Source organism: Vibrio sp. 704, assembly GCF_033339295.1.
This window is the reverse complement of the sequence record NZ_JAWOUH010000012.1, coordinates 1-16,212: the sequence shown is the minus strand read 5'-3', so window position 1 is coordinate 16,212 and position 16,212 is coordinate 1. Positions and strand designations below refer to the sequence as shown.

Sequence of the window (16,212 nt, the reverse complement as noted above, 5' to 3'; positions counted from 1 at the left end):
GTCTAGGTCGCCTTAGAGAATGCTTTTCGGTGCGTATGAATCGACATCAGAATACCAAAACCAGCCATCAAGGTTACCATTGATGTGCCGCCATAACTGATGAGTGGCAACGGTACACCTACTACAGGTAGGATGCCACTTACCATGCCAATATTTACAAAAATATACACGAAGAAGCTGAGTACAATACTGCCTGCCATCATTCGTCCAAATGCGGTTTGCGCTTGGCTGGCGAGATATAAACCTCGTCCAATAATAAATAGATAGATGGCTAAAAGGCAAAGGAAGCCAATCATACCCCATTCTTCAGCAATTACTGCAAAGATAAAGTCAGTGTGTCGTTCTGGAAGAAATTCTAGTTGTGACTGCGTACCTTGCAACCAACCTTTGCCGGAAATACCACCGGAGCCAATCGCAATTTTACTCTGAATAATGTGGTAGCCCGCTCCTAGCGGATCAGATTCCGGGTTAAATAGAGTACGAACTCGCACTTTTTGATACTCTCGCATCAAGAAAAACCACAGAATTGGAATGAAACCACCTAATGCAATCGCAGCACCAGCGATGATTTTCCAGCTAATGCCGGCGAGGAAGATAACAAAAATACCGGAAGCGGCGATCAGGATCGAGGTACCTAAGTCAGGCTGCTTTGCAATGAGAATGGTTGGTAAGCAGACCATAATCAGTGCAACAATGAGTGTTTTTAGCGTTGGTGGAAGGGGCTGTCTACCGACATAGCGAGCCACCATTAATGGCACTGCGAGCTTCAATAGCTCTGACGGTTGAAAGCGCACAAAACCGAGGTTAAGCCAACGCTGCGCGCCTTTCGATGCTTCACCGAAAAACAGCACGCCGAAAAGCAGTATAACGCCACCAACGAACATCAAAGGTGCCAAGCTTTCGTAAGTTCGTGGAGAAAGCTGTGCAAGGACGAGCATCACAACGAGTGAAAGCACCATTCGCATGGCTTGGCGATCCATCATCAGTAAACTTTGGCCACTGGCGCTGTACATGATCACCAGGCCAAACCCCATCAGGGCCAGTATGCCAAGTAGGAGTGGTAAGTCGATATGGAAGCGTTCAAACAGGGCGCGATTTTTACCTGTAGAGGGATCCATCTTCATTACTGTTTTACCTCTTTCTTCGCATTGTTTTCAGGCTCAATTTCTTCTGGACCAAGAACGACTCGGTCAAAAATTTTCCTTACTACTGGGGCACCGTTACTAGAACCACCACCGGCATTTTCTAGTACTACAGTGACGACCACTTTAGGATCATCAAATGGTGCAAAGCCAGTAAATAACGCATGGTCACGTAAGTGCTCGGCGATCTCATCGGCGTTGTATTCTTCGTTTTCACCCAGACCGAAGACCTGTGCAGTACCTGATTTACCCGCTGTTTCATAATTCATTTTGTAGAATGAGCGGCGAGCTGTTCCGCGCGTGCCATGGTTTACCCGACGCATGCCTTCTTTCGCCATATCCCAGTACTTTTTCGGTACATTCTTGATTGGCGGGTAAGTCACGTATTCTGTTGTTTGTTGTTCTTCGAAGTCGTTGCCGTTCTCTATCGTCGCTTTGAGCAAGTGAGGTGCGATCACTTCTCCCTCATTTACTAATACGGAGGTCGCTTTGGCGATTTGCATTGGTGTTGCTGTCCAATATCCTTGGCCGATACCTACAGGGATCGTATCACCTTTATACCATGGGGTTTTATGGCGAGACATTTTCCAGTCACGAGTCGGCATATTCGCCTTACTTTCTTCGTAGATATCAATGCCAGTGTAATCACCAAAACCGAACATCATCATCCAATTCGAAATACGGTCAATACCCATGTCATAAGCGATTTGATAGTAGAAGGTATCAACAGACTCTTCGATCGACTTAATGATATCGACGCGCCCGTGCCCCCAACGCAACCAGTCACGAAACGGGCGTGTGTTGGAGTTTGGTATGCGCCAATAACCAGGGTCATTTCGTGTGGTGTTAGGTGTGACGACACCTTCTTGCAGCGCGGCTACCGCCATAAATGGTTTGATGGTAGACGCAGGAGGGTAAATGCCAAGTGTAGTGCGGTTGACCAAAGGACGGTTTTTATCGTTCAAAAGGGCGCGATAGTCTTTACCTGAGATTCCGTGCACGAACGAGTTAGGATCGTAGCTAGGGCTTGAAACCATAGCCAGTACGCCGTTGTCTCTAGGATCGATTACTACAGCACTGCCTCGGCGGCCGTCCAACAATTGGTGTACGTACAACTGCAAGTTGATATCAAGGTTTAAAACGATGTCTTTTCCGGGTACAGGTGGAACGTACTTTAAGGTACGAATTACTCGGCCGCGGCTGTTTACCTCGACTTCTTGATATCCGGCTGTACCGTGTAAGAGGTCTTCGTAGTATTTTTCAATACCCAGCTTACCAATGTCGCGAGTGGCTTGATAGTTTGCGTCTTTTTCTTCTCGGATCAGGCGCTGCATGTCGCGATCATTGATTCGAGAAACGTAACCAATCACGTGGGTTAAGACTTCGCTGAAAGGGTAGTAGCGCTTTAAGGTCGCACTTATTTCCACACCTGGAAAGCGGTACTGATTGACGGAGAATACCGCTACTTGTTTTTCGTTCAGTTGGGTCAGCAGTGGGACCGATTTAAATCGACGAGTCCGTTTACGCTCGTGGTGGAAACGTTCAATCTGGTCTGGTGTAATTTCCAGAATAGTTTGTAATTCTTGGATGGTTGCATCAATGTCTTTAATTTTTTCTGGGGTAAGTTCTAAGTTAAAGACGGGGCGGTTCTCTGCGAGTAAAACGCCATTTCGGTCATAAATTAGACCTCGGTTAGGCGCGATAGGCACTACTTTGATGCGGTTATCGTTCGAGCGGGTTTGATAGTCTTGAAACTGGTTCACCTGAATGTTGTACATGTTGGCAACCAGAGCTCCCATCAAGACAACAATGCCGATAAAAGCAACAATAGCGCGGCTGGCAAACAGACGCGCTTCGGCTTGATAATCTCGGATTTGACTGCGGCGCTTACGAATCATTAACGCTTGGCTCTAAAGTTAAACAACGATTATTCGCGATGATAAGGGTGGTTAGCGGTGATGCTCCACGCTCGGTACAAGCTTTCTGCCATTACGATACGCACTAGAGGGTGGGGTAGCGTTAAGGCAGACAATGACCAGCTTTGGTCTGCTGCAGCTTTGCATGTAGGAGCGAGTCCTTCAGGACCGCCGATTAATATTGATACATCACGGCCATCTAATTTCCAAGCTTCTAACTGCTCAGCGAGTTGAGGAGTGTCCCATTTTTTACCTGGGATATCTAACGTGACGATACGGTTGCCTTTTGGTACCGCAGCGAGCATCGCTTCCCCTTCTTTTTGCAGGATGCGAGCGATATCGGCATTCTTACCACGCTTGCCAGCAGAGATTTCAATCAACTCCAACGGCATATCATGCGGGAAACGGCGACGATATTCTTGAAAGCCTTCCTCAACCCATTTTGGCATTTTTGTGCCAACAGCAATTAGTTGAATTTTCAAAAGATTAACCCCAGAGTTTTTCTAGCTGGTAGAGTTCGCGGTGCTCTTCTTGCATCACGTGAAGCATGGCGTCGCCCATATCAAGGACTACCCATTCACCTTCGTTTTCACCTTCCATTCCTAGTGGCTCAAGACCGGCTTTTTTCACCTCTGTTGCAACATGGTCAGCGATGGATGAAACGTGGCGTTTGGATGTACCAGTACAGATGATCATGTAATCTGTCACGCTTGATTTATCTTCCACATTTAGGACGATAATGTCTTCCGCTTTCATGTCGTCGGCTTTATCAGCTAAAAAGTCTTTCAGTTCTTCGCGAAGCACTCGGTTTTCCTCGGTTTGTCTCTTATCTCTACAGTGTTTTACATTCTTGCTTGCAAAACAGGTCGCGCACTATATCACGCTTTGATTTTTAAATTGCCAGCTTAATATCAGGAGAGCAGGTTTCTAAGCTCAACTGATGAATAGTTGGCCATACAGACTCGTCATACTGAGTTTTGGCTTTTATCTCGGCTTGAGCCAACAAGGAGAGCAATGCACAAATACGACTCGCTGATAAGCGGGCCAGTGCTGCGTTATAGAGTGGACGCTTGTTTTGCCAAACTCGATATTTCTCAAATACCTGGTTCATTCCCATTTGAGTTAAGTCTTGATGCATATTTAAAAGTTGGCTCAACTCTTTTTGTACACTTCGAATCAAGATCACGGTCTCAACCCCTTCCGCCTCAAGTTGGCGAAGAATACGTTGTGCACGGTTTGCTTTACCTGCCAGTAAGGCGTCGATCCAGTTAAAGGTAGTGAAGTGGTTATGGCGACTTAGGGCTTCCTCTAAACGTATGATGGTCAGCTCACCATCCGGGTAGAGTAGGGCCAATTTCTCTAAGCTTTGTGTCAATGCAAATAGGTTACCTTCATGCCATTGAGCCAACATTTGCAGTGATTGTTGATCGGGTTTTAGGCCCAACGTGCGGCAACGTGCCTGAATGAACATAGGTAAGCGTTGTAGATCTGGCGACAAACAGCTTACCCAGTCGCCTTTTGAGCTTAATGCTTTGAACCATTTCGCATTTTCTTGGGCTTTGGTCAGTTTGCTACCAACAATGACGAGCATGATGTCATCATGCAGCATATCACACAGTGTTTGCAGCTCTTTGCTGACGGCGGTTGTCACGCCACTCTCTGGAATTTCAAGCTCGATCAATTGACGGTTTGAGAACAGGCTCATCGCTTGGAAACAGTCGTAAACTTGGTTCCAGTCGATGCTAGCATCCACCGCAAAACGGTGTTTTTCCTCAAAACCTTGCTGAAACGCTGCCTTTTGGATGGCTTGGCGGCTTTCTTGAATCAGTAACGGCTCATTACCAAAGATTAAGTAAACCTGTTTAACTTGTTTAGTTAAATGATCCGTTAGCTTATCGGCATAAATTCGCATAGTGACTAAGAGTTTTTGTTCGCTGGCTCAGAGATTTGTCCTGCTTCATATTCGGCACGAATACGGCCCAACTGGCGCATCATCTGTTTTGCAGCTTGCAAGCGCATCTCGTCTTCAATTACGTCACGCTCAACAGATTTTGCAAGTGCGGTCAACGGGTTGTCTAGGTAGTTGCGGTTTACTGTTGTCGTAAAGTTTTTAGAACCATAGCCAGGAATTGTCACACGGTATTTTACTACGTATGTCAGCTCTTTTTCTGCTGCACGGCTATTTTGATAAAGCGATAGTGTACGCTCATCGATTGTCGCTTCCGTCAAATGAAGGTTGGGTACCGTCGATGATGGTTGAACAAGTTCAACTTTGTTCAGTTCGAGTTGAGAGCGAACATAGCGAGTTAATTCACTGTATTCATCGTAGCTGGAGAAAGACATAGTGTGCAGCTCTTCCGGTACGGAATACTCGCCGCGAAGGTGAAAACCACAGGCAGAAAGAAGCCCCGCTAATACCAATACCACTGGTAGTTTAATCAAAGAGAAAAAGCGCATTGATTGTATTCATCCTAAATTGAAGGGGTTATTTACCTTAAACCACTCATGTGAATGGTTTGAGGTAAATAAACAGGGTAGCTAACTACCCTGTTTAATGACTCTTGGTTAACAAATAAGTTCGCTACACAGAGACAAATTGACAGCTGTGATTAGTTTGCAACGATGTTCAGCAGTTTACCTGGAACGTAAATGACTTTACGAATAGTCAGGCCATCAGTGAACTTAACCACGTTTTCGTCGTTTAGACCAAGCTGTTCGATATCGTCTTTAGAGATATCAGCTGGGACTGTTAGCTTCGCACGTAGCTTACCGTTAACTTGAACAACGATAGTTTTTTCGTCTTCAACTAGCGCTTTTTCGTCAAACGTCGGCCATGCCGCGTTATCAATGTCTGTTTCACCTAGTGCTGCCCATAGCTCGTATGAGATATGCGGAGTGATAGGGTAAAGCATGACAACAATAGCTTTCAGTGCTTCGTCAAGGATTGCACGATCTTGCGCAGATTCTTGAGGCGCTTTCGCTAGTTTGTTCATCAGCTCCATGATCGCAGCGATCGCGGTGTTGAATGTTTGACGACGAGCGATATCGTCCGTCACTTTCGCGATAGTCTTGTGAACGTCGCGGCGAAGTGCTTTTTGATCACCAGAAAGCGCTGCGGTATCTACTGCTTCTGCTGCGCCTTTCGCTGTGTGCTCTTTCACTAGTTTCCAAACACGTTTTAGGAAGCGGTTCGCACCTTCTACGCCAGACTCTTGCCATTCAAGTGTCATGTCCGCTGGAGACGCGAACATCATGAATAGACGTACTGTGTCTGCGCCGTACTTGTCTACCATTTCTTGAGGGTCGATACCGTTGTTCTTAGACTTAGACATCTTGATCATGCCTGAGTGCGTTACATCACGACCTTCAGTGTCTTTAGCAGAAGTTATGCGGCCTTTACCATCACGTTCAACGGCTACGTCTGTTGGAGCTACCCACTCTTTGCCGCCTTTCTCGTTCTCGAAGTAGAACGCATCAGCCAGTACCATGCCTTGACACAGTAGTTGCTTGAACGGTTCGTCAGACGTTACGTAACCCGCATCGCGCAGTAGTTTGTGGAAGAAGCGTGAGTACAGTAGGTGCATACAAGCGTGCTCGATACCACCGATGTATTGATCTACTGGTAGCCAGTAGTTTGCTTTTTCTGGGTCTAGGATGTCGTCCGCTTGTGGTGAACAGTAACGCGCGTAGTACCAAGAAGATTCCATGAACGTATCGAACGTATCTGTCTCACGTAGAGCAGGTTCGCCGTTAAAGGTTGTCTTCGCCCACTCTTTGTCTGCTTTGATTGGGCTAGTTACGCCGTCCATTACCACGTCTTCTGGAAGAATCACTGGTAGTTGGTCAGCAGGTACTGGGTGAACTTCACCGTCTTCAGTCGTTACCATTGGGATTGGTGCGCCCCAGTAACGTTGACGAGATACACCCCAGTCGCGTAGACGGAAGTTTACAGTCTTAGTGCCTTTGCCTTCTGCTTCTAGCTTCGCTGCAATTGCATCGAACGCCGCTTGGAATTCTAGGCCGTCGAATTCACCAGAATCGAACAGTACGCCTTTCTCTGTGTATGCCGCTTCAGAAATGTCTAGCTCGCTGCCATCAGCAGGCTTGATAACAGGCACGATGTCTAGACCGTACTTCGTTGCGAACTCGTAGTCACGTTGGTCGTGTGCAGGTACTGCCATTACCGCGCCTGTACCGTAGTCCATCAGTACGAAGTTTGCTACGTAAACAGGAACTTCACGGCCGTTCAATGGATGAATAGCAGTAAGGCCAGTAGCCATACCTTTCTTCTCCATTGTCGCTAGCTCAGCTTCTGCAACCTTGTTGTTCTTACATTCGTCGATAAACGCTGCAAGCTCTGGGTTGTTCTCTGCAGCAAGAGCTGCAAGAGGGTGGCCGGCTGCGATGCCCACGTAAGTCACACCCATTAGCGTATCTGGACGTGTTGTGTAAACTTCTAGGTCTTGTTGACCCTTAACTTCAAACTTCAGCTCAACGCCTTCAGAGCGGCCAATCCAGTTGCGCTGCATGGTTTTCACCATTTCAGGCCAACCTTCAAGCTTGTCTAGGTCGTCTAGTAGCTCTTGAGCGTATTCAGTGATTTTGATGAACCATTGAGGGATTTCTTTTTGCTCTACAGGCGTATCACAACGCCAGCAACAACCGTCTTCAACCTGCTCGTTTGCAAGAACAGTTTGGTCGTTAGGACACCAGTTAACAGAAGAAGTCTTTTTGTAAACTAAACCTTTCTCGTAAAGTTTAGTGAAGAACTCTTGTTCCCAGCGGTAGTACTCCGGTGTACATGTTGCGAATTCACGGTTCCAATCGTAACCAAAGCCTAGAAGCTTAAGTTGGTTCTTCATGTATTCGATGTTTTCGTAAGTCCAAGGTGCTGGCGCAGTTTTGTTTTTTACTGCTGCGTTTTCTGCAGGTAGACCGAATGCGTCCCAACCGATTGGTTGCATCACGTTTTTACCTTGTAGGCGTTGGAAACGAGATACTACATCACCGATAGTGTAGTTGCGCACGTGACCCATGTGCAGTCGACCACTTGGGTATGGGAACATGGACAGACAGTAGAATTTTTCTTTATTTGGGTCTTCACTTACAACAAAGGTTTTGTTGTCATCCCAGTGCTTTTGAACTTTTTGTTCAATATCTTGTGGGTTGTATTGTTCTTGCATCGATGGTATCCGTTATCTTGGAATTTGTGAGTTCGGTTAGAACAGACTTAAATAGATCGTCATAGAATACCTAAAGCTAGGGATCACAACAATAGCCAATCTGTACCCATGCGCCCTTAAGTGACGCAGGTAGGAGAAAGATGGAGGTCAGTTATGCCTAAACGTAAAACAGGTTATGAGGAAATGCTCGAGGATGTGATTGAAACCTTGAAGCACAGTCCGGAAGAAGTTAACAAAGCGATTGAGACGTCGGGCAAAGTGGTGGATGCTGCTAATGACTTGACCAAAGATGAATTGGCTTTAATCAAAGCGTACCTTAAAGCAGACTTAAAAGAGTTTTCAGAGAGTTACGAGGATAGCAAAAGCGGCCCGTTTTACTTAACGATTGCGGACTCGATATGGCAAGGGCTGTTAGAGATTACTGACCGAACTAAAGTTGAGTGGGTTGAGTTGTTCGATGACTTAGAGCATCAAGGGCTATATGAAGCAGGAGAGGTGATAGGCTTAGGCACTTTAGTCTGTGATGAGTGTGGTCACAAGACAACGTATAACCACCCAACTGTAATCATTCCGTGTATTAAATGTGGTCACAAAGGCTTTACTCGTCAGTCATTAAAGCCATAAATGGCGCGTAACGACAGTATAATGCTATGAATAAAAAAGAGGCTTAGTCGCCTCTTTTTTGTCTTTTCTACTTTCAAGCTGTTATCAGCTCTGTTTTCTTCTTAAGCCGAAAGCCAGCGCTAAACTTAACCCAACCCAAATATACAATGGCCAAGTACCAAGGACTCGATATGGCGTTTGTCCATTGGTTGGGGTGAGCTCTGCGCGCAGTACTGCAGTTTCAAACTGCGGTACTTGCTCAACGATTTTACCTTTGTGATCGGTTACCGCTGTTAATCCGTTGTTAGTCGAGCGGATGAGCGGTTTACCTAACTCTAAGGCACGCATACGGGCGATCTCCATATGCTGAAGAGGACCGATAGAGTGACCAAACCATGCATCATTTGAAAGCGTTAGAATGAAGTCTGTTTCGTCAGTCACATTTTGACGCACTTGCTCATTAAAGATGATCTCATAGCAAAGCGCTGGTGCCATGTGCATGCCATTCGCAACGATGTTTGGCTGCACAAAAGCCCCACGGCTAAACGACGACATCGGTAGGTTAAAGAATGGCGCTAATGGGCGCAAAATATCTTCAAATGGTACAAACTCACCAAACGGTAGTAGGTGATGCTTATGGTAACGTTCGCTTAAATCGAAGCTGTAGTCACCGTATGGTGTGATGCCGAGGGACAGAATACTGTTGTAGAACTGTCGGTCTTCAGCTTGGTTGACGACACCGGTGATGATTGCGCTGTTATTCATTTTTGCAGCGCTGTCGATATTGCTCAAAAATGAAGGCACTTCAATTTCAAAAGCGGGAATTGCTGCTTCTGGCCAAACGATAATGTCAGCGTCCCAGTTTTCACGAGTTAAGTCAGCATATTTCATGATGGTTGGCCAGCGTTGACTTGGTAGCCACTTTAGGTTTTGGTCTACGTTACCTTGAATCAGTGCGAGCTTAGTCGTGTCTTCTGGTCGGGGTGTTACCCAATCGTAGTTGCGAATCCCAAAGCCAGTACTGAGTAGTACCGCAGGGATAATCACCATCAGCCACTGCTTATGAATCCATGCATAGGCTAACGCCCCTGCGCTGATAAGGATAAATAGAGTAAGCAGTTCTACGCCGCCAATTGGTGCAAAGCTTGCGAGTGGAGCATCTATCTGGCTATAGCCTAGCCATAACCAAGGGAATCCAGTCATCACCCAACCACGTAACCAATCACTGATCAGCCATAAAGCAGGTGCAGCGAGAAGTGCTTTTGTGAGCGTAAATTGAGGAAACAGCTTGTTGTTGAGCCAAGCAAATAAGCCTGAATAAACAGCCAAGTAGGCAACAAGCAAGCCCATTAAAAATAAATTGGCAATGAGCGGCATACCGCCAAAACCGGAGATACTGACGTAAACCCAGCTAACGCCAGTTGCAAATTGACCTAACCCCCAAGCATAACCAATCCATAGTGCGCGTTTCGGAGTTTGGTTAGCAAGAAGAATCAGTAGAATTGCAGGGCTAAGAATGGCAATAGGCCACAGCTGGTAAGGAGCGAAAGCGAGTGTAGTAGAGGCGCCAACAAAAGCGGCCACTAAGGGCCGCTTAAGGCGATGAAAGAGTTCATTCATCATTGTAATTTTCTGAGATTCCCAATGGGTATCGCGTTACTCTTGAGTGGCTTCAACCAGGGTTTCTTCGTCTGGGATCGTCACTTGGAGTTGAATGACACGACGGTTATCGGCAGCGGTGACTTTGAAGTTGTAGCCTTCAATTTCAACCAGTTCACCACGAGAAGGTAAGTGACCAAAGGCAGTCATGACCATACCACCAACGGTATCAACTTCCTCATCGCTGAAGTTGGTTCCGAATGTCTCATTAAACTCTTCGATGGTTGTCAGCGCTCTGACAGCAAACGTATGCTTGCTCAGCTTACGAATGTCCGTCTCTTCACTTTCATCGAATTCATCTTCAATATCCCCGACGATTTCCTCAAGGATATCTTCAATGGTCACAAGACCAGAAACACCACCGAATTCATCGACAACAATGGCCATATGATAACGTTCTTCACGGAATTCTTTCAGCAGTCGATCAACGCGTTTACTTTCCGGTACCACAACCGCTGGTCGAATGACTTCTTCGATATCAAATGGATTACTGCCTGAGCCTAAGTATTTAAGTAAGTCCTTCGCTAGAAGTATGCCTTCCACATGGTCTTTATCTTCGCTGATCACAGGGTAGCGAGAGTGTTGAGCATCGGTAATCAAAGCAACCAAGGTATCAAGGTCGTGAGTACGCTCAACGGTAACCATTTGCGAACGCGGGATCATAATGTCACGCACACGCATTTCGGAGATTTCCATAACACCTTCGAGCATATCGCGAGTGTCATGGTCAATCAGGTCGTTAACTTCAGAGTCGCGGATAACATCCACAAGCTCTTGGCGATCTTTTGGTTCGCCCTGAAATAGTTGACCTAGACGTTCAAAGAAGGACTTTCTACTCGGACCTTCTGCCTTTTCTTTCTTATCTTCGTTAGAAGAGGGAGAATTATCTTCGTTCATTGTTTCTCAATTAAGTAACGCTATCAGAAGTGTGATAGCACACATAGAGAGGCGAACACGAGAGTCATTTAGGTGGTTCGCCTTTCCCTGTCGAGTGGCCAATAGCTACTCTTTTTCAGCAATGTAAGGATCTTCATAACCCATACCTTGCATGATTTCGGTTTCGAGGGACTCCATCTCTTCGGCTTCGTCATCCTCTATATGATCATAACCTAGCAGATGCAAGCTGCCATGTACAACCATATGCGCCCAATGTGCTAGCAGAGGCTTGCTCTGTTCAACCGCCTCTTTTTCAACAACTTGGCGGCAAATAATCAAATCACCAAGTAAATCTATTTCCATACCAGGAGGTGCTTCAAATGGAAACGACAACACATTAGTTGGTTTATCTTTGCCGCGATACTCATGATTGAGCGTATGACTTTCTTGTTCATCAACAATACGAATGGTGACTTCGGCTTGTGGCTGGAAGAGAGGAATTGTCTTATCTAGCCACAATTGGAAATCTTGCTGCGAAGGCAGACCTTCTTCATTTTCGACTGCCAGTTGCAGATCAAGTTCAATCGCCATGATTATTCCTTAGTTGAAGCAACTTGTGCATTCAGTTCGGCCTTTGCTGCTTCTAGTAACTTCGCATCGCGTTCTTCACGACGGCGTTTCTCGAACTCTTTACGCTCTTTCTGGTCTTGCGCTTCCCACTTCTCGTACGCGTTAACGATACGAGCAACCACAGGGTGACGTACAACGTCGTCGGCTAAGAAGAAGTTAAAGCTGATGTCGTCAACTTCGCTTAGTACTTCAATAGCATGACGAAGACCCGATTTCGCACCACGAGGTAAGTCAATCTGCGTGACATCACCAGTGATAACCGCGCGAGAGTTAAAACCAATACGCGTTAGGAACATCTTCATCTGCTCAACAGTGGTGTTCTGACTCTCATCAAGAATGATGAAGGCGTCGTTTAGAGTACGACCACGCATGTAAGCAAGAGGGGCGACCTCAATCACGTTACGTTCAATCAGCTTCTCTACGCGCTCAAAGCCCAGCATTTCAAATAGGGCGTCGTATAGCGGACGTAGGTATGGGTCGACTTTCTGGCTTAAATCACCAGGCAGGAAGCCCAATTTCTCACCAGCTTCAACCGCTGGACGAGTAAGTAGAATACGGCGGATCTCTTGGCGCTCTAGTGCGTCAACAGCTGCTGCTACAGCAAGGTAGGTTTTACCTGTACCAGCAGGGCCAATACCAAAAGAAATATCATGCGTGACCATGTTAACCAAGTACTGCGCTTGGTTTGGCGTACGTGGTTTGATCACACCTTTCTTGGTTTTGACGAAGACTTCTTTACCATGCTCGATGTTAGACTCAGTATTCTGCTCAAGAACACCAGACTCTTTGATCGCTAGATGGATTTGCTCAGGCTCAATATCTGGGATCTCACCTCGTACAGGTGCGGTATCAACATATAGAGTTTTCAGGATATCCAGCGCAGCTGATGCGGTATGAGGTTTACCGACAATCGTAAAGTGGTCACTACGGTGGTTAATTTCAACGCCTAGACGACGTTCTAAATGCTTGATGTTGTCATCGAATGGACCGCACAGGCTAGCTAGTCGGCGGTTGTCTGAAGGTTCTAGGTTAATTTCTAGAGTTACGATTTTATTGCTCAATGTTGCCTCTCATTTTTTGCCACTTAGTGAGAGCCTGATAACGACCAGGCTCTCTATGGCTATTTATACGAGCTTACGGCGTAAAAGTAGCTACACCCAGCTCATCTTCGCGACGTGTTTTCGCCATCATCTGCGTTGGGGAAATCACACTACGAAGATCCATGTCTTTTTCAGTACGTACTAGCTCACCACGCAGTGAGTTTGCAAATACGTCTACGATCTTCACATCAACGAACTGACCAATTAGGTCTGCACTACCTTCAAAGTTTACTACACGGTTGTTTTCTGTACGAGCGCGTAGTTCCATTAGGTTTTTCTTCGAAGGACCTTCAACTAGAACACGTTGTTCTGTGCCAAGCATTAAGCGAGAGTAACGCATCGCTTGAGCATTGATAGTTTGCTGTAGTTCGTAAAGGCGCTCTTTCTTCACTTGTTCTGACACATCACAAGGGTAATCCGCTGCTGGCGTACCTGGACGTGGAGAGAAAATAAAGCTGAAGCTCATGTCAAAGTCTACATCTTTGATTAGCTTCATGGTGTCTTGGAAGTCTTTGTCTGTCTCACCAGGGAAACCAACAATAAAGTCTGAACTGATTTGGATATCAGGACGAGCTTTACGCAGTTTACGGATGATCGATTTGTATTCGATAGCGGTGTGAGGGCGTTTCATCATCGTTAGGATACGGTCACTACCACTTTGCACAGGTAAGTGCAGGAAGCTCACAAGTTCTGGCGTATCTTCGTATACTGCGATGATGTCGTCTGTGAATTCTAACGGGTGGCTCGTCGTGAAACGAATACGGTCGATACCATCGATAGACGCAACCAAACGAAGCAGCTCTGCAAATGAACAGATCTCACCATCGTGCATAGGACCACGGTACGCGTTTACGTTTTGACCCAGAAGGTTTACTTCACGTACGCCTTGTTCAGCAAGTTGGGCGATTTCGAACAGTACGTCATCCATTGGACGGCTTACTTCTTCACCACGAGTGTACGGTACGACACAGTAAGTACAGTACTTAGAGCAGCCTTCCATAATAGAAACGAATGCTGTCGCACCTTCAGCGCGAGGTTCAGGTAGGCGGTCGAATTTTTCGATCTCTGGGAACGAAATGTCCATAACTGGTGCATCATCGGACTGAGATTGTTTGATCATCTCAGGTAGGCGGTGCAAAGTTTGTGGGCCAAAAATAACGTCAACGTATGGTGCACGTTCACGAATATGGTCACCTTCTTGCGTTGCTACACAACCACCTACACCGATAACTACGCCAGGTTTTTTATCTTTTAGTGTTTTCCAGCGGCCTAACTGGTGGAAAACTTTCTCTTGCGCTTTTTCACGGATCGAACAGGTGTTAAGTAGAAGTACGTCTGCTTCCTCTGGCTCTTCCGTCAGCTCGTAGCCGTTTGCAGCATTAAGCAGGTCGGCCATTTTTGATGAATCGTATTCGTTCATCTGGCAGCCCCAGGTTTTAATTAGCAGTTTCTTACTCATCTCACTTTCGCTCGTTCAGTTGTACTTAAATCGGAGAGCTATTGCTCAAATTATAGCCGCCATCACGGCGGTAAGCGGCGTATTGTACTGCTTTAAAAAGCACCTGACTAGTGATCTAGCTAATTCTCTGCAAAGCCTGATGAAATCTAGTTTTTCGCCCTATGCAGAACAAGGTTTTTTGTTAAACAATTTTGTAAAAATAGCCATGGAAAGTACAATAAAAAACGCCAATTAATCAGCACGATGAAGAGTGAAAAATGAACAAGTATGACATCGCCGTGATCGGTGGCGGTATGGTCGGGGCAGCCGTCGCTGTTGGATTTGCCAAGCAGGGCAGAAGCGTTGTCTTGGTTGAAGGTACAAAACCTAAAGTTTTTGATGCCGCTCAGGCGATGGATATTCGTGTATCTGCAATCTCGCACCAGTCGGTGGAGTTACTTGATTCACTCGGAGCATGGTCAGAGATCAAGAGCATGCGAGTTTGTCCTTATCGGCGCTTAGAAACTTGGGAGCACCCAGAGTGCCGTACTCGTTTTCACTCTGATGAATTGTCATTGGATCAGCTAGGTTACATCGTTGAAAACCGCCTAATCCAATTAGGTCTTTGGCAAGTCTTCTCTCAGCATGAAAATCTAACCGTGATGTGTCCTGAGCGATTAAAAGCCATTGAGTTTGCAGATATAAATCTTGTGACACTAGAAAGTGGGGAGCAGTTTGAAGCTAACTGGGTGATTGGTGCTGATGGTGCAAACTCTAAAGTTCGTCAATTGGCTGGAATTGGTGTAACTGCGTGGGATTACCGACAACACTGCATGTTGATTAACGTGAAAACAGAATTGCCTCAGCAAGATATTACTTGGCAACAATTTACACCTTCAGGCCCACGTTCATTTTTACCTCTGTGCTCTTTGAGTAACGACGATGGTCAAGTAGTAGGCCAAGGTTCTTTGGTTTGGTATGACTCGCCTAAACGTATTAAACAACTGTGTGCGATGAGTAAACCTCAACTAAGAGAAGAAATTTTACGTCATTTCCCTGCTGAATTAGGCGATATTGAAGTTTTACAGTTTGGCTCATTCCCACTCACTCGTCGTCATGCGCAAAGCTACTCAAGCAAAAATTGCGTGTTAGTGGGTGACTCTGCCCATACGATCAACCCGCTTGCAGGGCAAGGGGTAAACTTAGGCTTCAAAGATGTAGACGTTCTCCTTTCGGTAACAGAACAACAAGAAAAGCTGGAAGATACCTTACTCGCGAAATACGAACGCGCACGTCGACCTGACAACTTACTCATGCAGACGGGCATGGACTTTTTCTATAAAGGTTTTAGCAACGATCTAGGGCCATTGAAGTTCGTACGTAATGCTGCATTGAAGCTTGCTGAAAACTCAGGGCCAATTAAGGCTCAAGTACTGAAATACGCGTTAGGTATGTAGTAAGCTACTCAAATCACAGATAGAAAAAAAGCGAGCCATGAGCTCGCTTTTTTAATTCGGCAAATCTAATGATTTCCCGAGTCCAGAACCAAAAAAAGAAAAAACCCAGCAAAGTCATGCTGGGTTTTCCGATAATGGTGCGGAAGGAGAGACTTGAACTCTCACACCTTGCGGCGCCAGAACCTAAATCTGGTGCGTCTACCAATTC

At 46.1% G+C, this 16,212-nt stretch carries 15 protein-coding genes; 2 read left to right on the top strand and 13 right to left on the bottom strand.

The genetic code is table 11. The features are described 5' to 3' along the window. Positions 1 to 2: 2 nt before the first annotated feature. From rodA to leuS, 7 genes are all read right to left on the bottom strand, one after another. Positions 3 to 1,124, bottom strand: a complete 1,122-nt coding sequence (gene rodA / locus R7R24_RS16015; protein ID WP_005373004.1) for a rod shape-determining protein RodA — start codon at positions 1,122 to 1,124, stop codon at positions 3 to 5. Then, the gene (mrdA, locus tag R7R24_RS16010) at positions 1,124 to 3,040 is read right to left on the bottom strand and encodes a penicillin-binding protein 2 (RefSeq protein WP_005384126.1); all 1,917 of its coding nucleotides are present in this window, start codon (positions 3,038 to 3,040) and stop codon (positions 1,124 to 1,126) included. The genes rodA and mrdA overlap by 1 nt, the downstream gene beginning before the upstream one ends. A gap of 29 nt (positions 3,041 to 3,069) precedes the next feature. After that, on the bottom strand, positions 3,070 to 3,540 hold the full coding sequence (gene rlmH / locus R7R24_RS16005; protein WP_054579056.1) for a 23S rRNA (pseudouridine(1915)-N(3))-methyltransferase RlmH: 471 nt from the start codon (positions 3,538 to 3,540) through the stop codon (positions 3,070 to 3,072). 4 nt (positions 3,541 to 3,544) lie between these two features. Further along, positions 3,545 to 3,862 (bottom strand): ribosome silencing factor, encoded by a 318-nt coding sequence (gene rsfS / locus R7R24_RS16000; RefSeq protein ID WP_005373015.1) that lies wholly within the window; start codon positions 3,860 to 3,862, stop codon positions 3,545 to 3,547. 88 nt (positions 3,863 to 3,950) lie between these two features. After that, positions 3,951 to 4,970, bottom strand: a complete 1,020-nt coding sequence (gene holA / locus R7R24_RS15995) for a DNA polymerase III subunit delta (protein WP_054576930.1) — start codon at positions 4,968 to 4,970, stop codon at positions 3,951 to 3,953. Positions 4,971 to 4,975: 5 nt separating this feature from the next. Beyond that, positions 4,976 to 5,515: an LPS assembly lipoprotein LptE gene (gene lptE, locus R7R24_RS15990; protein WP_005384122.1), complete on the bottom strand. Its 540-nt coding sequence runs from the start codon at positions 5,513 to 5,515 to the stop codon at positions 4,976 to 4,978. 152 nt (positions 5,516 to 5,667) lie between these two features. Continuing rightward, complete coding sequence (gene leuS / locus R7R24_RS15985; protein WP_005391313.1) at positions 5,668 to 8,241, bottom strand: leucine--tRNA ligase; 2,574 nt, start codon at positions 8,239 to 8,241, stop codon at positions 5,668 to 5,670. Between the two features lie 153 nt (positions 8,242 to 8,394). Between leuS and R7R24_RS15980 the strand changes: the two genes are divergently transcribed. Then, positions 8,395 to 8,865: a zinc ribbon-containing protein gene (locus R7R24_RS15980; RefSeq protein ID WP_005373024.1), complete on the top strand. Its 471-nt coding sequence runs from the start codon at positions 8,395 to 8,397 to the stop codon at positions 8,863 to 8,865. Between the two features lie 84 nt (positions 8,866 to 8,949). On the opposite strand, the gene lnt is transcribed toward R7R24_RS15980, so the two are convergent. The 5 genes from lnt to miaB all read right to left on the bottom strand — a co-directional run bounded on the left by lnt (position 8,950) and on the right by miaB (position 14,568). Continuing rightward, positions 8,950 to 10,467, bottom strand: a complete 1,518-nt coding sequence (lnt, locus tag R7R24_RS15975) for an apolipoprotein N-acyltransferase (protein WP_054576929.1) — start codon at positions 10,465 to 10,467, stop codon at positions 8,950 to 8,952. A 33-nt stretch (positions 10,468 to 10,500) separates the two neighbouring features. Further along, on the bottom strand, positions 10,501 to 11,400 hold the full coding sequence (gene corC / locus R7R24_RS15970; protein WP_005384118.1) for a CNNM family magnesium/cobalt transport protein CorC: 900 nt from the start codon (positions 11,398 to 11,400) through the stop codon (positions 10,501 to 10,503). Positions 11,401 to 11,505: 105 nt separating this feature from the next. Further along, positions 11,506 to 11,970 carry an rRNA maturation RNase YbeY gene (ybeY, locus tag R7R24_RS15965; protein WP_005373030.1) on the bottom strand — a complete coding sequence of 155 codons (465 nt, stop codon included), beginning with the start codon at positions 11,968 to 11,970 and terminating at the stop codon, positions 11,506 to 11,508. A 2-nt stretch (positions 11,971 to 11,972) separates the two neighbouring features. Further along, entirely contained in the window at positions 11,973 to 13,070 is a 1,098-nt protein-coding gene (locus tag R7R24_RS15960) for a PhoH family protein (protein WP_005373033.1), read from the bottom strand. 73 nt (positions 13,071 to 13,143) lie between these two features. Then, on the bottom strand, positions 13,144 to 14,568 hold the full coding sequence (miaB, locus tag R7R24_RS15955; RefSeq protein ID WP_005373038.1) for a tRNA (N6-isopentenyl adenosine(37)-C2)-methylthiotransferase MiaB: 1,425 nt from the start codon (positions 14,566 to 14,568) through the stop codon (positions 13,144 to 13,146). Between the two features lie 257 nt (positions 14,569 to 14,825). Here miaB and R7R24_RS15950 point away from each other — a divergent pair, with 257 nt between their 5' ends. Further along, a complete protein-coding gene (locus R7R24_RS15950; RefSeq protein ID WP_025768908.1) occupies positions 14,826 to 16,004 on the top strand; it encodes a 2-octaprenyl-3-methyl-6-methoxy-1,4-benzoquinol hydroxylase in 1,179 nt (392 codons plus the stop codon). 13 nt (positions 16,005 to 16,017) lie between these two features. Here R7R24_RS15950 and R7R24_RS15945 read toward each other — a convergent pair. Continuing rightward, on the bottom strand, positions 16,018 to 16,212 hold a 195-nt coding region (locus R7R24_RS15945), incomplete at its 5' end, for a hypothetical protein (protein ID WP_206949545.1).